This window comes from Raskinella chloraquaticus (SeqCode) (assembly GCF_021731865.1).
Classification (GTDB): domain Bacteria; phylum Pseudomonadota; class Alphaproteobacteria; order Rhizobiales; family UBA4765; genus Raskinella; species Raskinella chloraquaticus.
The window spans coordinates 144,803-170,279 of sequence record NZ_JAKFWN010000006.1; the positions used below are offsets into that span (position 1 = coordinate 144,803).

Annotated in this window: 21 protein-coding genes and 1 pseudogene; 21 read left to right on the forward strand and 1 reads right to left on the reverse strand. The window is 60.1% G+C overall.

The features are described 5' to 3' along the window. Positions 1–4: 4 nt before the first annotated feature. The 21 genes and pseudogenes from ACINK1_RS03550 (at position 5) to lpxB (ending at position 24,184) form a co-directional block, all read left to right on the forward strand. Complete coding sequence (locus tag ACINK1_RS03550) at positions 5–1,621, forward strand: ribonuclease J (RefSeq protein WP_376802510.1); 1,617 nt, start codon at positions 5–7, stop codon at positions 1,619–1,621. A gap of 33 nt (positions 1,622–1,654) precedes the next feature. Continuing rightward, positions 1,655–2,059, forward strand: coding sequence for a methylmalonyl-CoA epimerase (gene mce / locus ACINK1_RS03555; protein WP_376802488.1), 405 nt, complete (start codon positions 1,655–1,657; stop codon positions 2,057–2,059). A 4-nt stretch (positions 2,060–2,063) separates the two neighbouring features. Next, a complete protein-coding gene (locus ACINK1_RS03560; protein ID WP_376802489.1) occupies positions 2,064–2,300 on the forward strand; it encodes a DUF1467 family protein in 237 nt (78 codons plus the stop codon). A gap of 372 nt (positions 2,301–2,672) precedes the next feature. Next, positions 2,673–3,995, forward strand: coding sequence for a proline--tRNA ligase (proS, locus tag ACINK1_RS03565; protein WP_376802511.1), 1,323 nt, complete (start codon positions 2,673–2,675; stop codon positions 3,993–3,995). Then, positions 3,992–5,302, forward strand: a complete 1,311-nt coding sequence (locus ACINK1_RS03570; RefSeq protein ID WP_376802490.1) for a lipoprotein-releasing ABC transporter permease subunit — start codon at positions 3,992–3,994, stop codon at positions 5,300–5,302. Before proS ends, ACINK1_RS03570 begins: the two co-directional genes overlap by 4 nt. Continuing rightward, complete coding sequence (locus ACINK1_RS03575; RefSeq protein WP_376802491.1) at positions 5,299–5,982, forward strand: ABC transporter ATP-binding protein; 684 nt, start codon at positions 5,299–5,301, stop codon at positions 5,980–5,982. Before ACINK1_RS03570 ends, ACINK1_RS03575 begins: the two co-directional genes overlap by 4 nt. A gap of 264 nt (positions 5,983–6,246) precedes the next feature. Beyond that, positions 6,247–9,717: a DNA polymerase III subunit alpha gene (gene dnaE / locus ACINK1_RS03580; RefSeq protein ID WP_376802492.1), complete on the forward strand. Its 3,471-nt coding sequence runs from the start codon at positions 6,247–6,249 to the stop codon at positions 9,715–9,717. A 171-nt stretch (positions 9,718–9,888) separates the two neighbouring features. Next, a pseudogene (gene rpsB / locus ACINK1_RS03585) lies at positions 9,889–10,647 on the forward strand (30S ribosomal protein S2); the annotation flags it as partial. Between the two features lie 97 nt (positions 10,648–10,744). Next, positions 10,745–11,671 carry a translation elongation factor Ts gene (gene tsf / locus ACINK1_RS03590; protein WP_376802493.1) on the forward strand — a complete coding sequence of 309 codons (927 nt, stop codon included), beginning with the start codon at positions 10,745–10,747 and terminating at the stop codon, positions 11,669–11,671. Between the two features lie 66 nt (positions 11,672–11,737). Next, the gene (gene pyrH, locus ACINK1_RS03595; RefSeq protein ID WP_376802494.1) at positions 11,738–12,448 is read left to right on the forward strand and encodes a UMP kinase; all 711 of its coding nucleotides are present in this window, start codon (positions 11,738–11,740) and stop codon (positions 12,446–12,448) included. A gap of 93 nt (positions 12,449–12,541) precedes the next feature. Further along, positions 12,542–13,105, forward strand: coding sequence for a ribosome recycling factor (frr, locus tag ACINK1_RS03600; protein ID WP_376802495.1), 564 nt, complete (start codon positions 12,542–12,544; stop codon positions 13,103–13,105). 22 nt (positions 13,106–13,127) lie between these two features. Further along, positions 13,128–13,892 (forward strand): isoprenyl transferase, encoded by a 765-nt coding sequence (locus ACINK1_RS03605; RefSeq protein WP_376802496.1) that lies wholly within the window; start codon positions 13,128–13,130, stop codon positions 13,890–13,892. A 3-nt stretch (positions 13,893–13,895) separates the two neighbouring features. Beyond that, positions 13,896–14,759, forward strand: coding sequence for a phosphatidate cytidylyltransferase (locus ACINK1_RS03610; RefSeq protein WP_376802497.1), 864 nt, complete (start codon positions 13,896–13,898; stop codon positions 14,757–14,759). A 14-nt stretch (positions 14,760–14,773) separates the two neighbouring features. Continuing rightward, positions 14,774–15,979 (forward strand): 1-deoxy-D-xylulose-5-phosphate reductoisomerase, encoded by a 1,206-nt coding sequence (gene dxr / locus ACINK1_RS03615; RefSeq protein ID WP_376802498.1) that lies wholly within the window; start codon positions 14,774–14,776, stop codon positions 15,977–15,979. A gap of 33 nt (positions 15,980–16,012) precedes the next feature. Then, on the forward strand, positions 16,013–17,161 hold the full coding sequence (rseP, locus tag ACINK1_RS03620; RefSeq protein WP_376802499.1) for an RIP metalloprotease RseP: 1,149 nt from the start codon (positions 16,013–16,015) through the stop codon (positions 17,159–17,161). 148 nt (positions 17,162–17,309) lie between these two features. Further along, entirely contained in the window at positions 17,310–19,733 is a 2,424-nt protein-coding gene (bamA, locus tag ACINK1_RS03625; RefSeq protein ID WP_376803813.1) for an outer membrane protein assembly factor BamA, read from the forward strand. Between the two features lie 74 nt (positions 19,734–19,807). Next, positions 19,808–20,875, forward strand: coding sequence for a UDP-3-O-(3-hydroxymyristoyl)glucosamine N-acyltransferase (gene lpxD / locus ACINK1_RS03630; protein WP_376802501.1), 1,068 nt, complete (start codon positions 19,808–19,810; stop codon positions 20,873–20,875). Beyond that, complete coding sequence (fabZ, locus tag ACINK1_RS03635) at positions 20,865–21,329, forward strand: 3-hydroxyacyl-ACP dehydratase FabZ (protein WP_395759970.1); 465 nt, start codon at positions 20,865–20,867, stop codon at positions 21,327–21,329. Before lpxD ends, fabZ begins: the two co-directional genes overlap by 11 nt. Then, on the forward strand, positions 21,326–22,141 hold the full coding sequence (gene lpxA, locus ACINK1_RS03640) for an acyl-ACP--UDP-N-acetylglucosamine O-acyltransferase (protein WP_395759971.1): 816 nt from the start codon (positions 21,326–21,328) through the stop codon (positions 22,139–22,141). Before fabZ ends, lpxA begins: the two co-directional genes overlap by 4 nt. After that, complete coding sequence (locus tag ACINK1_RS03645; protein WP_376802504.1) at positions 22,134–23,003, forward strand: LpxI family protein; 870 nt, start codon at positions 22,134–22,136, stop codon at positions 23,001–23,003. Before lpxA ends, ACINK1_RS03645 begins: the two co-directional genes overlap by 8 nt. Then, entirely contained in the window at positions 22,970–24,184 is a 1,215-nt protein-coding gene (lpxB, locus tag ACINK1_RS03650; RefSeq protein ID WP_376803131.1) for a lipid-A-disaccharide synthase, read from the forward strand. Before ACINK1_RS03645 ends, lpxB begins: the two co-directional genes overlap by 34 nt. On the opposite strand, the gene gltA is transcribed toward lpxB, so the two are convergent. After that, positions 24,157–25,449: a citrate synthase gene (gltA, locus tag ACINK1_RS03655; RefSeq protein ID WP_376803760.1), complete on the reverse strand. Its 1,293-nt coding sequence runs from the start codon at positions 25,447–25,449 to the stop codon at positions 24,157–24,159. The two genes, lpxB and gltA, sit on opposite strands and share 28 nt — an antisense overlap. Positions 25,450–25,477: the final 28 nt, after the last annotated feature.

Consider the following 25,477-nt stretch of genomic DNA (forward strand, 5'->3'; position numbering starts at 1 on the left):
CGGGATGAATCTGGCGCTTTACGGTCTGAAGGAGGGAAATAAGACTTCTTGGCTGATGGTAGATTGCGGTGTCACCTTCGGCGAGGGGGCGGGCCTTCCAGGCATCGACGTTCTGATGGCCGACACGCGCTTCATCGAAGAGCGCAAACGCCAGCTTACCGCCATTGTCCTGACCCATGGTCATGAAGACCATATCGGTGCGCTGCTCGATCTGTGGCCGCGGCTGGGATGTGATATCTACTGCACGCCGTTCACCGCCGGCCTGCTGACGGCAAAGGCCGAGGAAGAGCGCGGCGCGCCTGATCTGCCGCTCAAGGTGATTGCGGCTGGCGGGCGGGTGAAAATCGCAGGGTTCGATGTTGAATTCCTGCCGGTTGCCCATTCGATTCCCGAAAGTCACGCGCTGGCGATCCGCACCAAGGCCGGCAATGTCATCCATACGGGCGACTGGAAGATTGATCAGACGCCGCCCCTGGGCGAGCGCACCGAGATCGAGCGCTTTGAAGCCGTGGCGCGCGACGGCGTCGACGTGCTTATTGGCGATTCAACCAATGCGGTGCGCCAGGGGCGCTCGCCATCGGAAGCTGATGTCGGCAAGGTGCTGGAAACATTGGTTCGCGAGGCGCCGGCGCGCGTGGCGGTCACTTTGTTTGCCTCGAATATCGGACGTATCGACCAGATCGCCCGGGCGGGTATTGCGGCGCGGCGCAGCATTGTTGTCATTGGCCGGGCGCTTGAGCGCAATATTCGCGTTGCGCGCGGGCTTGGCTATCTTGCCGATCTGCCACCCTTTCAAGGCATGGATGCCTTCGGTTATCTGCCCCGCGAAAACTGCCTGGCGCTGATGACGGGCAGTCAGGGCGAGGAGCGCTCGGCGCTGGCGCGCGTGGCGCGCGGCGAGCACCCGCATGTCGCGCTGTCGAAGGGTGACCGCGTGATCTTTTCCTCGCGTACCATTCCCGGCAATGAGCGCGGCGTTGGCGCGCTGCAGAACGGGCTGGTCAACCAGGGGGTCGAACTCATCACCGACCGCACCCATATGGTGCATGTGTCGGGTCATCCGCGCACGGATGAAATGCGCGAGCTTTATGAGGCGATCAAGCCGAAAACGGTCGTTCCGGTTCACGGCGAGGCGCTGCATCTGGGCGAGCACGCAAGGCTCGCGCGCGAATGGGGCTATGACAGTTTTGATCGGGCCCGCAACGGGCTGATGCTCAACCTCGCGCCCGGTCCCGTGGCGATCATCGACAAGGTGCCAAGCGGCAGGCTGCTGAAAGACGGCCAGTTGCTCATTTCCGAAAGCGACAGCCCGGTGGTTGCCGAGCGTCGCCGTCTGGCGTTTTCCGGCGTGGTGTCGATTGCCATTGCCATGTCGTCCAAGGGCGAGATGATGGGAGATCCGGAAATTGCGCTGACCGGAGTGCCGGAGGCCGGTCTTTCGGATGAAGACATGGAAGATGTCGTTGCGGAAGCCGCAGTCGAGGCGGTGACGCGGCTGCCCAAAAGTCGTCGTAAGGATGCAGCGGCAGTCGAGGACGCGATTGCGCGTGCGGTACGCTCGGCGGTCAACGAGGAATGGGGCAAAAAGCCGGTGTGCCACGTGCTGGTGGTCATCGTATAATCAGCATCTTCTGGAGAGGTGAGGTCAGGCGGTATGATCGGCAGGCTTAATCATGTGGCGATTGCGGTTCCTCGTCTGGCGGAGGCGATGGCTGTTTACGGTCATACACTCGGCGCCAAGATGAGCGCGCCGCTTGCCCAGCCCGAACACGGGGTGACGGTCGTTTTCATCGAATTGCCGAACACCAAGATCGAGCTTCTTGAACCGCTCGGCGAGAATTCCCCGATTGCGAAATTTCTGGAGCGCAACGGCGAAGGCGGCATTCATCACGTGTGCTATGAAGTTGATGACATTCTTGCGGCGCGCGATCAGCTGAAAGGGCAGGGCGCGCGGGTGCTGGGGGATGGAACGCCAAAAATCGGCGCTCATGGCAAGCCGGTGCTGTTTCTGCATCCAAAAGATTTCTGCGGAACCCTCGTCGAGCTTGAACAGGTATGAGACGATGAGCTGGCGCATCGCTCTTGGTCTTTATCTCGTCATCTGGTGGACGATTCTGTTTGCTGTTCTGCCCTTCGGCGTTCGCTCGCAGGCCGAGGACGGGGCGGTGGTGCCCGGCAGCGAGGCTGCAGCGCCCATCAGGCCACTTCTGCTGCGCAAGGCGATGATCACCAGCGTCCTGGCGGCGATTATTCTTTTTGTCGTGTGGCTGGCGATCCATTTTCGGATTTTTGCCAGCTAAGGGTCGAACGTGTGTCCACAAAACAAAACAAGGCCTCTCGGCCTTGCAAAGTTACGCAATTTCGTCGCTTTACGCGCCATGCCCGAGGGGCTAACGCACTCTACGCTCTTCTTTCACGCCCAACCTTTATCCAAGCTCTTATGCACTGACGTGCGTCGGCCCGGTTTCCTCCCTCGACTTGATGGGACGCTGCGCTCACGAGCGCGGCATTGCCCCCTTTCGAGTGACCGAAACTTAGCGCATTCCTGACCGCTTGTCACTATGTCGATTGCATGACGTCAAGAGCAAAGAATAGCCGGTCAGGCTTGCGTTTCGCCCACGGGTGCGCTTGATCGACAAACGCTGTATCGATTCATGAAAGAGATCCCGCGCATGCGCCTGAGCGAATTCTATCTCCCGATCCTGCGAGATACACCGAAGGAAGCCGAAATCGTCTCGCACCGGCTGATGCTGCGTGCGGGCATGATCCGACAGGAAGCGGCGGGCAGCTATACCTGGCTGCCGCTCGGTTTGCGGGTTCTGGCGCGGGTTGAGCAGATCGTGCGCGAGGAACAGGATCGCGCGGGCGCCATCGAGCTCAAAATGCCGACCTTGCAATCGGCCGAGCTGTGGAAGGAATCGGGGCGCTATGATGATTACGGGCAGGAAATGCTGCGCATTGCTGATCGTCATGGCCGGGACATGCTTTATGGGCCGACGAATGAGGAGATGATCACGGCGATCTTCCGCGCCTCCGCCCAGTCCTATCGCGATGTGCCGAAAATTCTCTATCACATCCAGTGGAAGTTCCGCGACGAGGTGCGCCCGCGTTTCGGGGTCATGCGCAGCCGCGAATTTCTGATGAAAGACGCCTATTCCTTTGATGTCGATGAGGCAGGCGCGCGCCATTCTTACAACCGCATGTTCGTGTCGTATCTGCGCACTTTCGCGCGAATGGGCTTAACCGCCATCCCGATGCGGGCTGATACCGGACCGATCGGCGGCGATCTCAGCCATGAATTCATCATTCTGGCGGAAACGGGTGAGTCGGAGGTATTCTGCCATCGCAGCTATCTCGATCTCGCCACCCCGCCTGACACGGTCGATTACAAGGACGTTGCCGGCCTGCAGGCAATCGTCGGGCGCTTCACCAGCGCCTATGCGGCGACGTCGGAAATGCATGACAAGGAAGCCTACGAGCAGATCGGCGTGGTGGACCGCGTGTCGGCGCGCGGCATCGAAGTCGGCCATATTTTCTACTTCGGCACCAAATATTCCGCGCCGATGGGACTGAGCGTCACGGCGGGAGATGGCAGCAAATCACCGCTCCATATGGGGTCTTATGGCATCGGGCCGACGCGTCTGGTTGCCGCCCTCATCGAGGCCAATCATGACAAGGACGGCATCATCTGGCCGCATGCGGTCGCGCCCTTTGATGTCATGATCCTCAATCTGAAGGCGGGTGATGTGGCAACCGACACAGCCTGTGCCACCGTCGAAAAGGCGATCGGCGCAGCGGGCAAGCAGAGCCTCGTCGACGATAGCGCGGAGCGGCCGGGCGGAAAATTCGCGACCGCTGATCTCATCGGCATTCCCTGGCAGGTGATCGTTGGCCCCAAGGGGCTTGCCAGTGGCGAGGTCGAACTGAAGGAGCGGCGCAGCGGCCAGCGCCACACTCTGAGCGTCGAGAGCGCGCTTGCCAGGTTGACGCAATGACGATGGCCGCTGCCACAATGGTGCCGGCGCGCGAGGCGGATGGCCGCAAGACCTCACCTTTCGCGGCATTCGAGTGGTTGCTTGCCTGGCGTTACCTGCGGGCACGGCGCAAGGAAGGTGCCTTCTCGGTGATCGCCGGATTTTCTTTTGTCGGTATCCTGCTGGGCGTGGCGGCCCTCATCATCGTGCTGGCGGTGATGAATGGTTTTCGCAAGGAGCTGACGTCGAAAATTCTTGGCGTCAATGGCCATTTGCTGGTGCAGCCCATCGACAAGCCCTTTACGGATTACGACGAGATTGTTCAGCAGTTCAGGAAGGTCAAGGGCGTGACCCAGGTCGTGCCGTTTGTCGAAGGGCAGGGGTTTGCCAGCGGGCAGGCTGCCGGGCTTGGCTCGGGCGTGCTGGTGCGCGGGGTTGGCGAGGCTGAACTCAGGCAGCTTCCCGGCATCAGCGGCAATGTGCGGGCGGGTACGCTGGAAGGCTTCGAGGAGCGCGGCGGCATCGTCATCGGCCGGCGGCTGGCCAATGCGCTGGGGGTGCAGGTCGGGGATAATGTGACCTTGCTTGGACCTGACGGCCCGCGCACGGCGTTTGGTGCGACACCTCGGCGCAAAACCTATCCCGTCGAGGCGATCTTCGAAATCGGCATGTCGGACCTTGATACGGTGCTCGTCTTCATGCCGCTTGGCGAAGCGCAGGCGTTCTACAATCAACCGGAACGGGTGACGGCGATCGAGGTTTATACCAGCAATCCCGACCGGCTCAACGAGGTCCGCGAGGGGCTTAACAACGCGGTCGAGCGCGCGATTTATGTCGGTGACTGGCGCCAGCGCAACGGGGCGCTGTTCAATGCGCTGCAGGTCGAGCGCAACGTGATGTTCCTTATCCTCACGCTGATCGTTCTGGTGGCAGCGCTCAACATCATCTCCGGCCTCATCATGCTGGTGAAGGACAAGGCCCATGACATCGCCATCCTGCGCACCATGGGCGCAACGCGCGGGACGATCCTGCGCGTGTTCCTGATTGTCGGCGCCTCGATTGGTGTGGTCGGCACGCTTGGCGGTCTGGCGCTTGGCCTTCTCGTCTGCGCCAACATCCAGTCCATCCAGGATGCGGTCTCCTGGGCGTCGGGCACCAATCTGTGGGACCCGACGGTGCGCTTTCTGACCCAGATTCCCGCCGATATCGACCGCGGTGAGACGGTTGCCGTTATCTGCATGGCGCTCACCCTGTCTCTGCTGGCGACGCTCTACCCGTCATGGCGGGCAGCAGCGCTCGATCCGATTGACGCGCTGCGCTACGAATGACGGCGATCGCCCCCCTGATCATCACCGATGTGGTGCGCCGCTACGCGCAAGGGTCTGGCGCGCTCACCGTTCTTGATGGCGCCAGCCTGCGCCTTGCGGCAGGTGAGATCGTGGCGCTGGTGGCGCCATCAGGCGCGGGTAAATCGACGCTGCTGCATATGGCCGGATTGCTGGAGCGCCCCGATAGCGGGGATGTTCTGATTGATGGCGTCGCAACCGCGCGACTGGCCGACGGCGAACGGACGCGGCTCAGGCGCAATCGCATTGGATTTGTCTATCAGTTCCATCATCTCCTGCCGGAATTCTCGGCGCGCGAAAATGTGGTTCTCGCCCAGCAGATTGCCGGCGAAGAGATTGGCCGGGCGCGGCTGCGGGCCGATGAATTGCTGGCGATGCTGGGGCTGGCCAAGCGCCTCCACCATCGCCCCGGCGAGCTTTCAGGCGGCGAACAGCAGCGCGTCGCCATTGCGCGGGCCATCGCCAACCGACCGGCAATCCTGCTTGCCGATGAGCCGACCGGCAATCTTGATCCGAAAACTGCGCAGGACGTGTTCCACACGCTGCGTGACGTGGTGCGCAACAGTTCTCTGGCGGCGCTGATTGCCACCCATAACATGGATATCGCCGCGCAAATGGACCGCCGCGTCTCCTTGCTGGATGGAAAAATACGTTCTGAATGAAGGCGTTATCTACTGTTTTTCTCTGTCACTTGACAAAAGAACAAAACAAGAACAATAAGATGTCATCTACCAAGGGAGAGAAAAATGATGCAAGCGATTTTCGATGAAGCGGCAGCATTGGTGTGTGTCGGGTTGTTCACCGCCTCGACCTGGCTGTGGCTGGCGACCTTTGCCGGGGGATGATGACGACGTGCTGCGGATGCATGTCTTGCCTTTAGCCGATCAGGACGTCAGTTTGGCTGCTCACGGCAAGAGGAGCGCAGATTGGCACGGCAGGCCCAGCCAGCAGGCAAGACCAGATCAGGACCGGGCTTTGTTCATTTACGGGTGAGTTCTGCCTATTCGCTTCTGGAAGGCGCCTTGCCGGTCGGTGTGCTGGTTGACCTTGCCAAAGCGGATCATCAGCCGGCAATCGCCGTTGCCGACGGCAATAACCTCTTCGGTGCTCTTGAATTCTCCGAAAAGGCGTCGGGTTCCGGCGTCCAGCCCATCATCGGCATGCGGCTATGCGTTGATTTTGCTGATCGTGAACCTGCGCGCGACGGGCGATTGCCGGGTTTGGGACATATCGTTGTGCTGGCTCAGGACGAGGTAGGGTATCGCAATCTCATGGTCCTTTCGAGCCGCGCCCATCTTGATTCGCCCGCCGGGGGCGACATTCACGTTGGCTGGGCGGTGCTTGAAGCCCATGCGAGCGGATTGATCGCCCTCACTGGCGGGGCTGGCGGGCCGATTGACGAGGTGTTGAAAGAGGGGCGCCATGAAGAGGCGCGCGCGCGGCTTGCGCGTCTTGCGGCACTTTTCGAACGGCGGCTCTATGTGGAAATCCAGCGCCATGGCCTGGCGCTCCAGCGGCGGGTCGAGGGGCCACTGGTCGAGCTTGCTGACGCCGCGGGCCTGCCGCTTGTCGCGACGAATGATTGCCATTTTGCCCGCCGCGAGGATTACGAGGCGCATGATGCGCTGTTGTGCATTGCCGAAGGCCGGCATCTGGCCGAAACGGATCGCCGGCAATTGACGCCGGAGCATTATCTGAAGAGCCGGGCTGAGATGGTGGCCCTGTTCAGCGATTTGCCGGAGGCGCTCGCCAACAGCGTCGAGATCGCCCGGCGATGTCATGTGCGCCCGCTGGTGCGCCCGCCGATCCTGCCGCGCTTCACCAGCGCAGGGGAGGGCGACGGGCTGGCGAGTGAGGCCAGCGAATGTCGTCGGCAGGCGGAGGATGGACTGGCGCGGCGGCTGGCCGGGCATGGACCAGCGTCTGGTCTTGCCGTGGCCGATTATCACCGGCGTCTTGATTTCGAACTCGAAGTGATCGAGCGGATGAAATATCCCGGCTATTTCCTGATCGTCGCTGATTTCATCAAATGGGCGAAGGCGCGCGGCATTCCCGTCGGCCCGGGGCGTGGGTCCGGCGCGGGATCGCTCGTTGCCTATGCGCTGACAATTACTGATCTTGACCCGTTGCGCTTCGGGCTTTTCTTCGAGCGCTTCCTCAACCCCGAGCGCGTGTCGATGCCGGATTTCGACATCGATTTCTGCCAGGAGCGGCGTGATGAGGTGATTGGCTATGTGCAGGAGCGCTATGGGCGCGACCGGGTGGCGCAGATCATCACCTTCGGTACGTTGCAGGCGCGCGGCGTCATGCGCGATGTGGGGCGTGTTCTCGAAATGCCCTATGGCCAGGTCGACAAGCTGACCAAGCTGGTGCCGCAGAACCCGGCGGCCCCGGTCCGCCTGCAGCAGGCGATTGCAGGCGAGCCTAAATTGTCGCAGGAGGCTGCCGACAATCCGGTGGTGCGGCGCATGCTCGACATCGCCGGCAAGCTTGAGGGCCTCAATCGCCATGCCTCCACCCATGCCGCCGGGCTGGTGATTGCCGATCGGCCGCTCGAACAGCTGGTACCGCTTTACCGCGACCCCAAATCCAGCATGCCGGTGACCCAGTTCAACATGAAATGGGTGGAGCAGGCGGGGCTCGTCAAATTCGATTTTCTGGGGTTGAAAACGCTGACGGTCTTGCAATCGGCGGTTGAATTGCTGAGCAAGCGTGGTGTGGCCATTGATCTTTCGGCCATACCGCTTGATGACGCCCCGACATTTGCCATGCTGTCGGCTGGCGATACGGTTGGCGTCTTCCAGCTTGAAAGTTCGGGCATGCGCCGTGCCGTGCTCGACATGCGGCCTGATCGCTTCGAGGACCTCATCGCGCTCGTTGCCCTCTACCGTCCAGGACCAATGGCGAACATCCCTATCTACTGTATGCGCAAGCATGGCGAGGAGCCGATCGAATATATTCACCCCGTGCTGGCGCCGATCCTCAACGAGACCTTTGGCGTCATCACCTATCAGGAGCAGGTGCAGCAGATTGCCCGTGATCTGGCCGGCTACAGCCTTGGAGAAGCCGATCTTCTCAGGCGTGCCATGGGTAAAAAGATCCAGGCGGAAATGAACGCCCAGCGCGGGCGCTTTGTCAGCGGCGCGGTGGAGCGCAATGTGCCGCGCGGCGATGCCGAGGCAATTTTCGATGCCTGCTCGAAATTTGCCGAATATGGCTTCAACAAGGGCCATTCGGCGCCTTATGCGTTGATCAGCTACCAGACAGCCTATCTCAAGGCCAATTTCCCGGTTGAATTTCTTGCAGCGTCCATGACGCATGAAAGCAGCGACACGGACAAGCTGTCGGAATTTCGCGAAGAAGCGCGCCGGCTGGGAATTCGGATCCGCCCGCCAAATATCAATGAAGGGGGGGCGGTTTTCGACGTGGCGCAAGGCGAGATCATTTATGCGCTGGCAGCGCTCAAGGGGGTGGGCAAGGCGGCCGTCGAGCAGGTGATGGCAGTCCGCGCCAGCGGCGGGCCGTTTCGCGACATGGATGATTTCACCAGCCGCATCCCCCCGCGTACCGTCAACAAGCGGATGGTGGAGACGCTGGCGGCGGCCGGGGCATTTGACTGTTTTGATGTTGATCGCGCTGCGGCCTTTGCCGGGGCGGAGCGCATTTTGACCCTTATCCAGTCGCAGGATGACGGGCAGAGCGGGCAGGGCGGCCTGTTCAGCGATGACAGCGCGCGGCGACGCCTGCGTCTGCCTGCAGCCGAACCATGGCTGCCCAGCGAGCGTCTGCAGAAGGAATATGACGCGATCGGCTTTTTTCTGTCCGGCCATCCGCTCGATGATTATCGCCCGATATTGCAACGGCTGCGGGTGCAGAATATCGCGGATTTCCAGAAGGCGGCGCGGGCCGGGGCGAGCGTTGGCAAGCTGGCGGGCGTGGTGTTGGCAAAGCAGGAACGGCGAACCAAAACTGGCAATAAAATCGCCATTCTGACGTTATCGGATGCCTCCGGCAGCTATGAAGTGGTGTGTTTTCAGGATCTTCTCAACAGTGCGCGCGATATGTTCGAGAGCGGCAACCGGTTGCAACTCATGGTTGGTGCGGAGGCAAGCGGCGATGAGGTGAGGTTGCGCCTGCGCAGTGTGGAGCGGCTTGATGATGTCGCAAGCCAGGCAGCCAGCAGTCAGTCTCTGCGTATTTTCTGTCGCGACGAGCGCCCTCTCGACGGGGTCGCGCGCCGGCTGGCGGGGCGTGGCAGGGCGCAGGTGTCGTTCGTCCTGCTGCTTGATGGCGCGCGCGAGGTCGAGATCAAGCTGCCCGGCGGCTTTGACGTCTCGCCGCAGATCGCGAGCGCCATCAAGGCGGTTCCCGGCGTGGTCAGCGTCGAGCAGGCGTGATCGGGCAGGCAATGTCATGTCGGACCTTGCGCTTTGCGGGTAATCAGGCTAGGAGCGCGCCATCTCACACGCGACGGGGATGGTGACGGGTTACCCGTTACCAACTCCACCGGTGCCGATCATGTCGGCTGGCGTCGCGGCGGTCCAACCGGAATTACAGGAGAATGAGCCATGGCTCTGCCGGAAATTTCTATGCGTAACCTGCTGGAAGCAGGTGTTCATTTCGGCCATCAATCGCATCGCTGGAATCCCAAGATGTCGCCCTTTCTCTATGGGGTGCGCAACGGGGTGCACATCATCGACCTGTCGCAGACGGTGCCGATGCTGCATCGCGCGCTCCAGGCGATCTCGGACGTGGTGTCGGGTGGCGGGCGTGTGTTGTTCGTGGGTACGAAACGCCAGGCGCAGGACGTGGTGGCGGAAGCTGCCAAGCGCTGTGGTCAGTTCTACGTCAACCGCCGCTGGCTCGGCGGGACGCTGACCAACTGGAAAACGGTGTCGAATTCGATCTCGCGCCTGAAGAAGCTTGAAGAAATGCTCGCGGGCGAGGCCCAGGGTTTCACCAAGAAAGAGCGCCTGACGCTGCAGCGCGAAATGGAAAAGCTTGATTCGTCGCTGGGCGGCATCAAGAACCTCGGTGGCGTGCCGGAAATCATTTTCGTTATCGATACCAACAAGGAAGATATTGCCATCAAGGAGGCGACGCGTCTTGGCATTCCGGTGGTGGCGATCATCGATTCCAATTCCGATCCTGACGGCATCCAGTACGCGGTTCCAGGCAATGACGATGCCGGGCGGGCGCTTGCCTATTATTGCGACATCGTCAGCCGCGCCGTGGTGGATGGCATTCGCCGCGGGCAGGGCGATTCAGGCGTTGATATCGGCGCCATGGCTGAACCAGCCGGCGAAGAGGCGATGGCAGCCGGCGCCTGACACGCCGTCATCAACGGCGATACTGGGCGTGGTGTACTTCCGACAGGCGGGCAAGGTGCCCGCCCTCATGGCATGAACGAAACGGGGAACAGCAATGGCTGAGATCACGGCTGCGGCAGTCAAGGATTTGCGCGAGAAGACCGGCGCGGGGATGATGGATTGCAAGGCAGCACTTGTCGAAAATGCCGGCGATATCGAGGCGGCGGTCGACTGGCTGCGCAAGAAGGGTCTGTCGAAGGCTGCCAAGAAATCGGGCCGGATTGCCGCCGAAGGGGCTGTCGGCCTGAAGGTTGCCGGCAAGCGGGCGGCAGTGGTGGAAGTGAATTCGGAAACGGATTTCGTTGCCCGCAACCAGCAATTCCAGGAATTGGTGCGGGTGATTGCCGGCGTTGCGGAGCAGGTGGGGGAAGATGTCGCAGCTATTCTTGCTGCCGCAGCACCTGCTGGCGGGACGATTTCCGATGCGATCGCCAGTGCCATCGCGACGATTGGCGAGAACATCACGTTGCGCCGCGCCGGCGTGCTGAGCGTCGATGAGGGAGCGGTGGCGAGCTATATACACAACATGGTTGCCGACGGGCTGGGCAAGATCGGCGTGGTGGTGGCGCTTCAGTCAAGCGGCAAGAGCGATGAATTGCTGACGCTTGGTCGCCAGATTGCCATGCATATCGCCGCTGCCAATCCGCTGGCAGTGGATCCCGCCGGCATTGACGCTGACACGGTTGCTCGTGAGCGCGCAATCCTCGCTGAAAAAGCCACCGCGCAGGGAAAACCCGCAAATGTGATCGACAAGATCGTCGAATCGGGGCTGAAGAGCTATTACAAGGAAGTTTGTCTGCTCGATCAACCTTTCGTCGTTGACCCTTCCAAGAGTGTCGGACAGGCGCTCAAGGAATGCGAAGGACGGGTTGGCGCGCCAGTCAAGCTGACCGCCTTCCGGCGTTACGCGCTCGGCGAGGGCATCGAGAAACAGTCAAACGATTTTGCCGCTGAAGTGGCCGCGGCGGCAGGCACGCGCTGAGCGCGGATGCAGCAACGTTGCAAGGCGGCCGCAAGGCCGCCTTTTTCATAAGGGCTGGGAGACAACATGGCAGGCTGGAAACGCGCATTGGTCAAAGTCTCCGGCGAAGCGTTGATGGGGCCGGATGCATTCGGTTTTCACCCCGAGACGATGGCGCGTATCGCCCGCGACCTGGCGGATGCGCATTCGACGGGCGTCGAGATCGGCGTGGTGGTGGGCGGTGGTAATCTGGTGCGCGGCGTCAAGATCGCCGAAAAGGGCATTGATCGTGTCGTCGGTGATCACATGGGGATGCTCGCAACCGTCATGAACGCACTGGCCCTGCAAGGCGCGCTGACCGCGATCGGGGTGGAGAGCCGCGTGTTGTCGGCGATTTCGGTGCCGACGATGTGCGAGGATTATGCCCGGCAAAAAGCGGTTCATCATCTTGAAAACGGCCGTATCGCCATCCTTGCCGGCGGCACTGGCAATCCGTTCTTCACAACCGATACGACGGCGGTTTTGCGCGCGGCCGAAGCCTCGTGTAGCGTCATCCTCAAGGCAACCAATGTCGATGGCATCTATGATGCCGATCCGAAAAAAATTGCCGGAGCGAAACGCTTTGACACTATTTCGGCGCAGGAGGCGCTTGATCGACGTTTGCAGGTGATGGATACGGCAGCGTTTGCGTTGGCGCGTGAAAACGGTCTGCCTATTATCGTCTTTTCCATCCATGAGCCGGGCGCGATTGCGGCTGCACTCAAAGGGGAGGGGCGGTTCACTCTTGTGACGCCGTGAGGACTGATTGATCGCTGCGGTAAGCAGCGGCTGTAGAATGCAACAGGGTTCACCGCGTATCGTGTCGCGGATGCCGAACCGGGGAGAGAAAATATGGCGGTTCAGGAATTCAACATCGCCGAGGTCAAGCGCAAGATGCAGAACTCGCTCAATGTGCTCAAGGGCGAGTTCGCCGGCCTTCGCACGGGCAGGGCATCGCCGGGATTGCTCGACCCGATCATGGTCGACGCCTACGGGTCAAAGATGGCGCTCAAGGAAGTGGCAACCGTCAGCGTCCCTGAATCACGCATGCTGTCGGTGCAGGTCTGGGACAAGGGATTGGCGCCAGCGGTCGACAAGGCGATCCGCGAATCCAATCTCGGCCTTAATCCGATGCTGGAAGGGGCGGTGCTGCGCATCCCTATCCCTGAACTGAGCAAGGATCGCCGGCAGGAGCTGGTGAAGGCTGCCAATCGCTACGCGGAAGCAGCGCGGGTGGCGGTGCGCCACGTGCGGCGCGATGGCATGGACCATCTGAAGAAGCTGGAGAAGGACGGGCACAAGAGCGAGGATGATATCGCGCGCCTCTCGGACCAGGTGCAAAAGGCAACGGATGAGGCCATTGCCGAGATCGATAAATCGCTGGCCACCAAGGAAAAGGACGTCATGCAGGTATGACACGGGCTGGTGGATCACACCCATGACGGTCGATGCGCCGCGCCGCCAACATGTCGCTGCACCGGCACAGGCATGCCTGCCGCGCCATGTTGCCATCATCATGGACGGCAATGGACGGTGGGCGCGCCAGCGCAATCTGCCGCGTGTGGTCGGTCATCAGCGCGGCGTTGAGGCCGTTCGTCGCGCCGTCAAGGCGGCGAGCGCGCTCGGGGTGGAAATCCTGACGATCTACTCGTTTTCAGCTGAAAACTGGTCGCGGCCAATCGACGAAGTATCAGAGCTGATGTCGCTCCTGAAGCGCTTCATTCGCAGCGATTTGCAGGAGCTTCATGCCAGTGGCGTGCAGATCCGCATCATTGGCGAACGCCTGTCACTTGATCCAGATATTGCCGCGTTGCTCGATGAGGCGGAAACGCTGACCCGCAACAATTCCCGTCTCAAGCTGGTGGTTGCCTTCAACTATGGCGGGCGGCAGGAATTGGTCGAGGCCGCACGCATTCTGGCGCGTCGCGTGGCGGCTGGCACGCTTGATCCGGCAGCGATCACGGCAGATATGCTCGCCGAGGGGCTGCACACCCATGATATCGGCGATCCGGACATGGTGATCCGCACCTCAGGCGAACAACGCCTCTCCAATTTTCTGCTGTGGCAATCCGCCTATTCTGAGTTTGTGTTCCTGCCGGTCTTGTGGCCTGATTTCGATCAGACATGGTTTGAGACGGCGCTGGCTGAATATGCCAGTCGCGAGCGCCGCTTTGGTGGCGTGTCGTCAAAGGCGGGGATGTGACCAATGTTTGAAACCGGCCCGGCCGCGCAGAAAATACCGCGCTTTCCGCCGCTGACCGACGAGTTGAAGAAGCGGGTGATCTCCGCTCTCTTGCTTGCTCCGTTGGGTTTCTCGGTGGCTTTTTTCGGCGGCTGGTTTGCGGTTGTGATCACCACGTTCGTGGCCATGCTGATCTTGAGCGAATGGAACGATGTCACCAGCGACGGGCGCGCGCGGGGCTGGTTTGCCTTCGAGATTGCCGTTGCTGCCTTTACGGCCATCGCCCTGATCGCCAGATGGGAATGGGTGGCGTTGCTCGGTCTGGTCGCTGTCGCCTGTCTGACGGTATTTCTGGCGCTGCGTGGGTCGAACGCCGCCTGGGCAACCGGTGGGCTCATCTATGCGCTGTCGCTGCCATTATCGATCGTCATCTTGCTCAACAGTGCGCGATGGGGGTTTGAGGCAGCCGTTTTCATCTGCTTCGTGATCTGGACGACAGATGTGTTTGCCTATTTCGCCGGCAAGGGAATTGGTGGCCCGAAGCTGTGGCCAGCGATCAGCCCCAAGAAGACGTGGGCGGGGTTTATCGCCGGATTGACTGGCGGCGTGATAGCGGGTGGCGTCATGAGCCTTATTCTCGGCCTGGTCTGGTCGCTGCCGCTGGCGTTACTGGCTTTCGCGTTGTCGCTTGCCGGGCATGGCGGCGATCTGTACGAATCCTGGGTGAAGCGTCATTTCGACAAAAAGGATTCCGGCCAGCTCATTCCTGGACATGGAGGGATCATGGACCGCATGGACGGGCTGCTTGCGGCGTTCGTGCTTGCCATGGTGATTGGCGTGGCGCGGGGCGGGCTCCATGATTGTGCCGGCGGCCTGTTGTCATGGTGAGCGCTCCGTTCGCGATGGCTGCACCCTCAGGGCTGGCACAAGCACGCAGCGTGTCGTTGCTTGGCGCCACCGGGTCAATCGGCGCGAGCACGGTTGATCTGCTGTTGCGCCATGCCGGCGCCTACAGCGTCGAAGCCGTCACCGCTCACCGTCGCGCCGACGAGCTTGCGGCGATTGCACGAAAACTGAAGGCCAAGGTCGCGGTTGTCGCCGATGCGACGGCTTATGGCGCGCTTAAGGCAGCGCTGAGCGGGTCGGGCATCGAGGCTGCGGCCGGCGATGAGGCGGTCGTCGAGGCGGCGGCCAGGCCTGTTGACATCTGCGTTGCGGCCATCGTCGGCTCGGCTGGCCTCAAAGCAACATTTGCCGCCGCAGGGGCTGCGAAAGCGTTGGCGCTGGCCAACAAGGAATCGCTTGTTTGTTCGGGCGAACTGCTCAACCAGGCTGTGCGCGCGTCGGGCGGTATCATGCTGCCGACCGATTCCGAGCATAACGCGATTTTCCAGATCTTGAACGGGCTTGATGCCAGGCACGCCGAGGAAATCATCCTGACGGCCTCAGGCGGCCCGTTTCGCGCTACCTCGCCGGCGCAGATGCGCCTTGTCAAACCTCAGGATGCGCTCAAACATCCGACATGGACCATGGGCGCCAAGATCACGATTGATTCCGCCACCCTGGTCAACAAAGGGCTGGAACTGATCGAGGCCCATCATCTGTTCGGCGTGGCACCTGACAAACTCAGCGTTCTCGTGCATCCCCAATCGATTATCCATGGGCTCGTGCGCTTTGCCGATGGATCGGTTCTGGCCCATCTCGGACCAGCCGATATGCGGGTGCCGATTGCCTCGTGCCTGGCCTGGCCACAGCGCATTGACAGCGGCGCCCGGCGCCTTGATCTGAGCGAGGTCGCGACGTTAACCTTCGAGGCTCCCGATCTGCAGCGTTTTGCCGGGCTTAAACTGACCCAGGACGCCATGATCGCTGGCGGGGGGGCGCCCTGTGTGCTCAACGCGGCTAACGAAATCGCCGTGGAAGCGTTTCTCGAGGGGCGCCTTGGTTTCATGGGCATTCCCGATCTCATCGCCGAAACACTGGATCTGTGCACCGGGCGGGGCATGACTGCGCCACCGGCCGATGTTCACGCGGTTCTGACGCTTGACGTCGAAGCGCGCCGTCTTGCCGCCCAGCTCTTGCCGCATATTGCAGCGAGAAGCTGGTAGTCGTCTTTATCTCGAACCAGCCGAGGTTGCTCAATGGACATCTTGTCCACCCTGCTTTCGCCCTTCAGCTTCGTTGCGACCTACTTTCTGCCGTTCATTTTTGTCCTCATCATCGTTGTATTTGTTCATGAGCTTGGCCATTTTCTGGTGGCACGATGGTGTGGGGTTGCGATCGAAAGTTTTTCGATCGGCTTTGGCAGCGAAATCGTTGGCTGGACCGACCGTCATGGCACGCGTTGGAAAATCGCCTGGATCCCGCTCGGCGGCTACGTGAAGTTTCTGGGCGATGATAACGTCGCCAGCGCCGGTGTGAGCCAGGCTGAGCTGGAGCGTATTCCTGCCGAAATGCGCGCCAGGACGTTTCAGGCGAAGTCGGTCTGGCAGCGCAGCCTGATTGCGGCGGCGGGGCCGCTCGCCAATTTCATGCTGTCGATTGTGATTTTTGCCACCTTGTTTGCGACAATCGGACGGACGACATCCGAAGCGCGTATTGACGCCATCGTTGCCGGCAGCCCGGCCGAAGCCGCCGGTTTCAGGATCGGCGATGTTGTCATCAGTGTGGATGGTCGCGACGTATCCACGTTTGGCGAAATGCAACGCCTGATTGCAACCTCCAATGGCCGCGAGCTTGAGATCATGGTGCGTCGTGGCGGCCTGCCGCAATCGTTGCGGGCGGCGGCCCGCGAACAGGAAAATGTCGATCGCTCGGGTCGCAAGCATCGCAGTTTTGTCCTCGGCCTGCGCACGCAGCCTGCTGCGGAAAACGTTCAGATCGAGCGCAGCGATCCACTGACGGCTTTGTGGCTTGGCACGCGCGAGACGTGGTTTGTCATCGACCGTACGTTCTCCTATATCGGCGACCTGTTTGCCGGCTATGCCTCGACGCAAGACCTTGGCGGGCCGATCCGTATCGCCGAAGCGTCCGGCGACGCGGCGACCGTTTCGTTCGCTGCCCTCATTTCGCTCACCGCCGTTTTGTCGGTTTCTATCGGACTTCTTAACCTTTTTCCCATTCCGATGTTGGATGGAGGGCACCTCGTGTTTTATGGTATCGAGGCTATCCTGGGGCGTCCGCTCTCGGAACGGGCGCAGGAAATCGGACTTCGCATCGGATTTGCGCTGGTTTTGATGCTGATGGTGATGGCGACGTGGAATGACCTGGCGCGGCTTTGGTCATCGTGACTGGTTTGCCACGGCGGTAAAGAAATGCTTGTCAGCGGCAGGAAAAGGTTTGCAGCGCGGAAATTACCCTGTAGAAGCATCGTGAGACTCATGCGTCGTGGTTCATATGAGATTGAAATCGCGACATAAAGATGGATTTTGGGAACATATGATTTTGATGTCTCTTTTCTCCTCGCGACAAGTTCGGGCAGCCGCCTTTGTGTTGGCGCTTGTGGTGTGCTTTGCCGGCAGCTCGGTGGCTTTTGCGCAGCAGGTTGTCGTCAGAGGTAACCAGCGTGTGGAAGAGAGCACGGTCAAATCCTATCTGAATCTGACGCAAGGGCAGGCTTTCGACGAAACGCGCCAGAACGACGCGATCAAGGCGTTGTTTGCAACGGGCCTGTTCCAGGACGTCAATATTTCGAGCCAGGGGAGCACGATCATTGTCACCGTGGTTGAGAACCCGGTCGTCAACCGCATCGCCTTCGAAGGCAATCGCAAGGTTGATTCCGCAACGTTGACGAAGGAAGTTGAAAGCAAGCCACGGGGCATTTTCACGCGCGCCCGTGTGCAGGCGGATGTCCAACGCATCGTCGATGTCTACCGCCGCCAGGGTCGCTTTGATGCAACCGTCGAGCCTAAAGTCATCGAGCTTGAGCGCGGCCGCGTCGACCTGGTCTTCGAGGTCAATGAAGGCGACAAGACGAAGGTCGAGCGTATTACGTTCATCGGCAATCATTCTTTCACGACAAGGCGCTTGCGTGACATCGTCACGACGACTGAGTCGAATTTCCTGTCTTTCCTGAAAACGTCGGATGTGTACGATCCTGATCGCGTGAATGTCGATCAGGAATTGCTGCGGCGTTTTTATCTGAAAAACGGCTATGCGGATTTTCGCGTCGTCTCGGCGGTCGCTGATTTTGACCGTGATCGCAATGCCTTCTTCATTACCTTCACGCTCGACGAGGGCGAGCGTTACAATTTCGGCGTCGTTGAAATTGAATCAAATGTTCCCCAGGTGGACGCGGCAACATTGCGCGATTTTGTGCGCAGCAAGCCAGGAGCGGTGTACAATGCCGACCTGATCGACAAATCGCTTGAAGATTTGTCGGTGGAAATCTCGCAGCGCGGCTTCCCGTTCGCGCAGGTGCGCCCGCGCGGCGACCGAGATGCCAAGACGCGCACGGTGGGTGTGACGTATGTGATCGAGGACGCGCCGCGTCTTTATGTCGATCGCATCAATATCCGCGGCAATACACGCACGCTTGATTCCGTCATCCGTCGTGAGTTCGATCTCGCCGAGGGTGACGCCCTCAATCGCGTTCTGGTGGACAGGGCCGAGCGCCGGCTGAACCAGCTGGGTTACTTCAAATCAGTCAAGATCACACGCGAGCCGGGAAGTGATCCTGACCGTGTGGCGCTCAATGTGAACATTGAGGAACAGTCGACTGGCGAAGTGTCGTTTGGTGTCGGTTATGCAACCAATGATGGTATTTTGGGTGACGTGTCGATCTCGGAGCGAAATTTCCTTGGCCGTGGACAGTTTGTGAAAGCGACCGTTGGGGCCGGGCAGCGGACACGTAACGTCGATCTGTCGTTTACCGAGCCCTATTTTCTTGATCGCCGCCTTTCGTTTGGTGTTGATTTCTTCTATCGCGAGAATCTGATTTCAAACACCAACGCGTTTAATCAACAGATTTTAGGCGGTGGTCTGCGTGCCGGCGTCCAGTTCTCGGAAGAGCTGAGCGGCCAGGCGCGCTATCGCGGCTTCTCTCAGCTGATCGATATTCCGCTGCAGTTCCGCAATTGTATTGTTCCCGGCCGCGTGTCGGCTGGCGATACGATTGATGCAAACGGTGTTGCATCCTGCCTCAACGATGGCGAGGCGACGCGCGCGATCATTTCGGCAAACGGGCGGGTGTTTGTCTCGCAGATTGGCTTCACGCTTGCCTATAATCGGCTTGATCAACAGAAAAACCCGCGTAACGGCGTTTATGGTGAGCTTGGTTTTGATCTGGCTGGCGTCGGTGGCGATGTCAATTATGCCCGTTTCACCGGTGAGGTTCGCGGTTATTACAATTTCTACGAGGATCTGGTCGCCTATGTGAAGCTGCAGGGTGGCCATATCAGCGGATGGGGAAACAAGCCCCTGCGTGTCATCGATACCTTCTTCAAGGGTGGCGATCTGGTTCGTGGCTTCCAGACATCAGGTCTTGGACCTCGTGACATTTCGAATATCCGCGCGGATTCTCTTGGTGGCACCACCTTTCTTGGCGTTACTGGTGAAATTCAGTTTCCCATTCCCTATCTCCCTGACGAATTCGGTCTGCGCGGCGCCTTCTTTGCTGATGCGGGAACCCTGTTCGGAACGGGTGATCTGGGCGCAGGCAATGGCTATGTTCGTTGTCTGACGAGATCGTTTATTGGTTGTAATTACTTTGACGATGCCTATTCGGTTCGTGCCTCGGTGGGCGCATCGCTCGTCTGGCAGTCGCCGCTTGGTCCGTTGCGCTTTGACTTTGCGCTGCCGCTCAAGAGAGAGACGTATGACCGTATCCAGACATTCCGCTTCTCGGGTGGTTCGTCGTTCTAAGCGGGTCGGGTGATGATGGCGCGGCAGTAGGTTCCGATACTGCTGCCGGTCCAGTTCAATAAGCAGGGCGCAAGATGGATGAGCCGGAATTTTTCAGGCGTTCTGGTCCATTTTCGCTTATCTATCTGGCGGAAGCCGTCAACGCACAGCTTTCAGGCGATGATGGACGTCTGATTTACGGCATCGCCTCTATCGCGTTCGCGCAGGCCGGGGACATCATCTTCCTGGAAGATCGCAAGCGGCGCGCCACACTTGCCCAGTCGAAGGCGGGTGCCTGTCTGGTCAAGACAGGCGAGCGGGACAGTGTGCCCGCCGGCATGGCGGCTCTTGTCGTTGATGAGCCAGCACGCGCGCGCGCGGTGATTACCGGTCTGTTTTATCCGTACGCTCTTTCGCCCGGCCGGCTCGCGGGAGAGGGTGCCGTCCGCGGCCAGGTTGACCCTTCAGCGCAGCTCGAACCGGGCGTTGTTGTTGAACGTGGGGCAATCATTGGTCCCGGTGCGCAGATCGGCGGTGATTCCATCATCGCGCCGGGCGCGCTCATCGGGCCGGGTGTCCGGATTGGCCGCAATTGCTATATCGGTCCGAACAGCGTCATTCAGCATGCATTGGTTGGCAATCACGTCATTATTCACGGCGGTTGTTATGTCGGGCAGGATGGTTTTGGTTATGTCATGGGCCGTCAGGGGCATACCAAAATTCCACAAATCGGTCGCGTGATTATTCAAGACAAGGTGGAAATCGGAGCGGGGACGACCATTGATCGCGGTGCGCTTGACGACACCATCATCGGCGAGGGCACCAAGATCGATAATCAGGTCCAGATCGGCCATAATGTGGTGATTGGGCGTCACTGTATCATTGTTGCCAAGGTGGGGATCTCGGGATCGTGCCGGCTTGGCGATTTCGTCGCGGTTGGCGGTGGCGCGGGCCTGGCGGATCACTTGACGATCGGGGCAGGGGCGCGGATTGGTGCAGCTGCGGGGGTCATGCACGACGTGCCGGCGGGTGAAACCTGGCTCGGTGCGCCGGCAAAGCCGATGAAAATGTTTTTCCGGGAAGTTGCCGTACTCTCCAAACTTGCAGCGGACGGCAAAGGAGGTAAAGCTCGCGGCGGCGAAGGGGAAAAGAATGACGACTGACTCGACCGATAAACTCGAAAGCGCCGATATCTACGCAGTCCTGAAAAGCCTGCCGCATCGTTATCCGTTTCTGCTGATCGATCGTATCGTCGCCATCAACGGTATCGACAGCTGCATCGGCATCAAGAATGTCAGCATCAATGAGCCGCAATTTCAAGGACACTTCCCCGGACAGCCGGTCTTTCCGGGCGTCCTCATCGTTGAAGCCATGGCGCAAACGGCGGGGTGCGTGATTATTTACAAGAGTGAGGGAGCGAAGCCGAAATCGGTGTTTCTGATGACGGTCGACGAGGCAAAATTCCGCCGTCCGGTCGTGCCTGGTGATCGCATGGAATTGCATATGACGCGGATCAAGACGCGGCGTGACATGCACTGGTTTCAGGGAGAGGCGAAGGTCGATGGTGTGCTGGTGGCTGAAGGTATCGTCAGCGCCAAATTGGTGCGGGAAGAATGACGGTTTCTGTTGATCCCTCGGCACGTGTCGCAAATGGTGCCGTTCTTGGCGATGGTGTCGAAATCGGTCCCTATTGCGTCGTCGGCCCCGAGGTGCGGCTGGCTGATGGCGTGAAGCTGCTGTCGCATGCGGTCATATCCGGGCGCACGCATATCGGTGAAGGAACCATCATCTATCCCATGGCTTCCATCGGCCAGCCGGCCCTCATCCATTCCTATCGGGGGACGCCGGGCGATCTGGTCATCGGCGCGCGCTGTGAATTACGCGAATATGTGACGATTTCGACCGGCTCCGACAAGGGTGACGGCAAGACTGAAATCGGCGATGACTGCATGCTGATGCAGGGCGCGCATGTCGGCCATGACTGCAAGGTTGGCAATTCGGTGACACTCGTTGCCTATTCGACGCTGGCAGGTCATTGCGTTATCGGTAATTTCGCGATTGTTTCGGCCCATTGCGGGCTGCATCAATTTGTCCGCATCGGCGAATATTCGTTTGTCGCGGCGATGACCGGTCTTACCGATGATCTCATTCCTTTCGGCATGGCGATCGGCAACCGCAGCATGCTCAACGGTCTCAATCTGGTAGGCTTGAAGCGCCGCGGTTTCGAACGCGAGAGCATCCACGCGCTTCGCCGTGCCTACCGCTTGCTGTTTGCCAATGATGAAGGGACCCTGCGCGAACGCGTCGATGATGTCGCCGCGCTGTTTCCTGACGACATGCTGGTGCAAAAAGTCATCCAGTTCATTCGCGAAGGTGGCGAACGGGCAATTCTCACTCCTGGTAGCGGCCGCGGCACTCGTGATGGTTGACGCAGCGACATCGGGTCGCCTTGCCATCATTTCCGGCAGCGGGCGCCTGCCGCGTCTGCTCGCTGATGTCGTGGCAGCAGACGGGCGCAAGCCGTTGATGATCGCCTTGCAAGGCTTCTTTGACAGCGACCCCGGCCCGCATGAGGTCGTGACGATTTACGGGGGGCAGTTCGGCAAGCTGTTTTCCATCCTGCGCGCGCATGGCTGCCGCGATGTGGTGATGGTTGGAGAAGTGAAGCGCCCGCGACTGCGCGATTTGCGCCTCGATTGGGGCGGCATCAGGCGGCTGGCACTGGTGTTCAAGGCGCGTCACAGCGGTGATGACGCCGCCATGCGCTTGCTGACCGATACGTTTGAAGACGCAGGCTTCAGGGTTGTGAGCCTGCGGGACGTCGCGCCAGGCCTTGCTGCGCCCTTGGGTCTCATTGGCCGTTATGCGCCCTCCCGCCAAGCAACCGAGGTCATTGCGCGCGGTTTTTCCCTTCTCAAGGCCATGTCGCCTTTCGACGTCGGACAGGCGGCCGTGGTTCACGGGCGTCGCGTGCTGGCGGTTGAAGGCGCTGAAGGCACTAATGCGATGATCGCGCGGATCGGTGATCTGCGCCGGAATAACCGCTTTCCGGTGAAGTCACCGTCCGGCATCCTGGTCAAGATGCCGAAAGCATCGCAGGAATTGCGCAACGACATGCCGGTGATTGGAAGTCTTACGATCGAGGCGGCGCGCGATGCGGGTCTGGAAGGTGTTGCGGTCGCGGCCGGCGGCGTTGCTCTGGCTGATTGCGCCGAGCTGGCGCGCCTTGCCGACGAGGCTGGTATTTTTCTGGTCGGATGCGACCCATCTGGCAATTGGGTATCCGCTTGAGGCCGCTTCCTGATCCTTTCCGGGTTTTTCTTGCATCTGGCGAAAGCTCTGGCGATGGGCTTGGTGCCGGTCTGATGCGTCATCTGCGACAGCAGGCAACCGGTGACGTTCTCTTTACCGGTATTGGCGGGCCCTTGATGGAGAGCGAGGGGCTCCACTCCCTGTTTCCCAGCTCGGAGCTGGCGATTATCGGGCCAACGGCCGTCGTGCCGCGGTTGCCGCATCTGTGGCGGCGCCTGAAGCAAAGCGTGCGGTTCATTCTCGATAATCCGCCCGACGTGCTGGTGCTGATCGATTGCCCGGAATTCACCCAGCGGATCGCCAGACGGGTTAGGCGGGTACGGCCTGACATCATGATCATCAAATATGTGGCGCCGCAAGCATGGGCGTGGCGGGCCGGGCGGGTTCCACGCATGCGGGCCCATCTTGATCACATCATGGCGTTCCTGCCGTTCGAGCCGGAATTTTATGCGCGCCTCAACGGACCGGAGACGACGTATGTCGGTCATCCGATGATCGAGAAGGTGGGGCTGATGCGCGCTCCTGAAGGTGGCAATACCTTGCCGGACAGTGCTCGCCCGGTCTTGCTTGTCCTGCCAGGCAGCCGGCGCAGCGAGATCGACCATCTGATGGCGGTTTTTGCTCAAACCGTAAAGCAGGTCAGCGATAAGCTGGGGCCATTGGAGGTCTTGATTCCAGCCGTCCCCCATCTCGAAGCCGACATCACGCGCCGCGCCGCCGCGTGGCCGGTGCCAGTGACGATCCTGCGTGGTGAAGACGAGAAGTGGCAAGGCTTTCGCCGGGCAAGGGCAGCGCTCGCGGCGTCCGGTACGGTATCGCTGGAGCTGGCGCTTGCCCGCGTGCCGATGGTCATCGCCTACAAGGTTGAGCCCTGGTCCGCCATTATCATGCGTCGTCTGATCAAAACGTCGACCGTGGTGCTCGCCAATCTGGTGATCGGGCGCAACGCCGTTCCGGAATTTCTGCAGGAGCGTGCCCGGCCCGATCTGATGGCCGCAGCTTTATCGCAACTGATTTCAGGCGGGCCGGCTCGCGATGTGCAGATTGAAGCGTTCACCGGGCTTGATCACCTCATGGGGATCGGCACGGGCAGCCCATCGGAACGGGCGGCCCGTGTGGTGATCGAGGCCTATCAGCGCCGGGTTGAAACGGGTACGTAATCGCGTTCCGGCGCACCGGTATAGAGCTGGCGCGGACGGCCGATCTTCTGTGCCGGGTCCTGGATCATTTCCGCCCATTGGGCGATCCAGCCGACGGTTCTTGCCAGGGCAAACAGCACGGTGAACATTGATGTCGGGAAACCCAGCGCCTTCAGCGTGATGCCCGAATAGAAATCGATGTTGGGATAGAGTTTCTTTTCGATGAAATAGTCATCATGAAGCGCGATGCGCTCGAGTTCGATGGCGACATCAAGCAGCGGGTCGTCCTTGATGCCAAGCTCTTTCAGGACCTCATGCGTGGTGCGCTGCATGATCTTGGCCCGCGGGTCGTAATTTTTGTAGACGCGGTGGCCAAAACCCATGAGGCGGAACGGGTCATTCTTGTCCTTGGCGCGTGCCACATATTGGGGAATGCGATCAACCGAACCGATCTCCTCCAGCATCTTGAGGGCTGCTTCGTTCGCCCCTCCATGGGCTGGTCCCCACAGGCAGGCAATGCCGGCGGCGATACAGGCAAAGGGGTTGGCGCCCGACGAGCCGGCAAGACGAACGGTCGATGTCGAGGCGTTCTGCTCATGATCGGCGTGAAGCATGAAGATGCGGTCAAGCGCGCGCGAGAGTACCGGATTGACCTTGTATTCCTCGCACGGCACGGCAAAGCACATGTGCAGGAAGTTCGAGGTATAATCCAGCTCATTACGCGGATAAATGAAGGGCTGGCCAATCGTGTATTTATACGCCATGGCGGCCAGTGTCGGCATCTTGGCGATCATGCGGATGGACGCCACCATGCGCTGGTAGGGGTCCGATATGTCGAGGCTGTCGTGATAGAAGGCTGAAAGGGCACCGACACTGCCGACCATGACCGCCATCGGGTGGGCGTCACGCCGGAAGCCCTGGAAGAAGCGGCTCATCTGCTCATGAACCATGGTGTGGCGGGTAATGCGGTAGTTGAAGTCGTCATATTGCGCTTTTGTCGGCAATTCTCCGTAAAGCAGCAGGTAGCAGGTCTCGACAAAGTCGCCGTGTTCGGCGAGCTGATCGATGGGATAACCACGGTAAAGAAGGACGCCCGCATCGCCATCGATATAGGTAATCTTGGATTCGCAACTGGCGGTTGAAGTAAAGCCGGGATCATAGGTAAACATGCCCGTTTTCGACAGTAGTTTTCCGATATCAACAACAGCCGGACCGATGCTGCCCTCCTTGACCGGCATATCCAGCGTCTGAGTGCCTGCGGTCAGTTGCACGCTTTTTGGTGTCATGGCCTGTTTCCCTATTCTCGCGATACAT

Coding starts and splice junctions, on each gene's coding strand:
- ACINK1_RS03550 (WP_376802510.1), top strand. CDS start 5: ATGAATCTGGCGCTTTACGGTCTGAAGGAGGGAAATAAGACTTCTTGG.
- mce (WP_376802488.1), top strand. CDS start 1,655: ATGATCGGCAGGCTTAATCATGTGGCGATTGCGGTTCCTCGTCTGGCG.
- ACINK1_RS03560 (WP_376802489.1), top strand. CDS start 2,064: ATGAGCTGGCGCATCGCTCTTGGTCTTTATCTCGTCATCTGGTGGACG.
- proS (WP_376802511.1), top strand. CDS start 2,673: ATGCGCCTGAGCGAATTCTATCTCCCGATCCTGCGAGATACACCGAAG.
- ACINK1_RS03570 (WP_376802490.1), top strand. CDS start 3,992: ATGACGATGGCCGCTGCCACAATGGTGCCGGCGCGCGAGGCGGATGGC.
- ACINK1_RS03575 (WP_376802491.1), top strand. CDS start 5,299: ATGACGGCGATCGCCCCCCTGATCATCACCGATGTGGTGCGCCGCTAC.
- tsf (WP_376802493.1), top strand. CDS start 10,745: ATGGCTGAGATCACGGCTGCGGCAGTCAAGGATTTGCGCGAGAAGACC.
- pyrH (WP_376802494.1), top strand. CDS start 11,738: ATGGCAGGCTGGAAACGCGCATTGGTCAAAGTCTCCGGCGAAGCGTTG.
- frr (WP_376802495.1), top strand. CDS start 12,542: ATGGCGGTTCAGGAATTCAACATCGCCGAGGTCAAGCGCAAGATGCAG.
- ACINK1_RS03605 (WP_376802496.1), top strand. CDS start 13,128: ATGACGGTCGATGCGCCGCGCCGCCAACATGTCGCTGCACCGGCACAG.
- ACINK1_RS03610 (WP_376802497.1), top strand. CDS start 13,896: ATGTTTGAAACCGGCCCGGCCGCGCAGAAAATACCGCGCTTTCCGCCG.
- dxr (WP_376802498.1), top strand. CDS start 14,774: ATGGCTGCACCCTCAGGGCTGGCACAAGCACGCAGCGTGTCGTTGCTT.
- rseP (WP_376802499.1), top strand. CDS start 16,013: ATGGACATCTTGTCCACCCTGCTTTCGCCCTTCAGCTTCGTTGCGACC.
- bamA (WP_376803813.1), top strand. CDS start 17,310: ATGATTTTGATGTCTCTTTTCTCCTCGCGACAAGTTCGGGCAGCCGCC.
- lpxD (WP_376802501.1), top strand. CDS start 19,808: ATGGATGAGCCGGAATTTTTCAGGCGTTCTGGTCCATTTTCGCTTATC.
- fabZ (WP_395759970.1), top strand. CDS start 20,865: ATGACGACTGACTCGACCGATAAACTCGAAAGCGCCGATATCTACGCA.
- lpxA (WP_395759971.1), top strand. CDS start 21,326: ATGACGGTTTCTGTTGATCCCTCGGCACGTGTCGCAAATGGTGCCGTT.
- ACINK1_RS03645 (WP_376802504.1), top strand. CDS start 22,134: ATGGTTGACGCAGCGACATCGGGTCGCCTTGCCATCATTTCCGGCAGC.
- lpxB (WP_376803131.1), top strand. CDS start 22,970: ATGCGACCCATCTGGCAATTGGGTATCCGCTTGAGGCCGCTTCCTGAT.
- gltA (WP_376803760.1), bottom strand. CDS start 25,449: ATGACACCAAAAAGCGTGCAACTGACCGCAGGCACTCAGACGCTGGAT.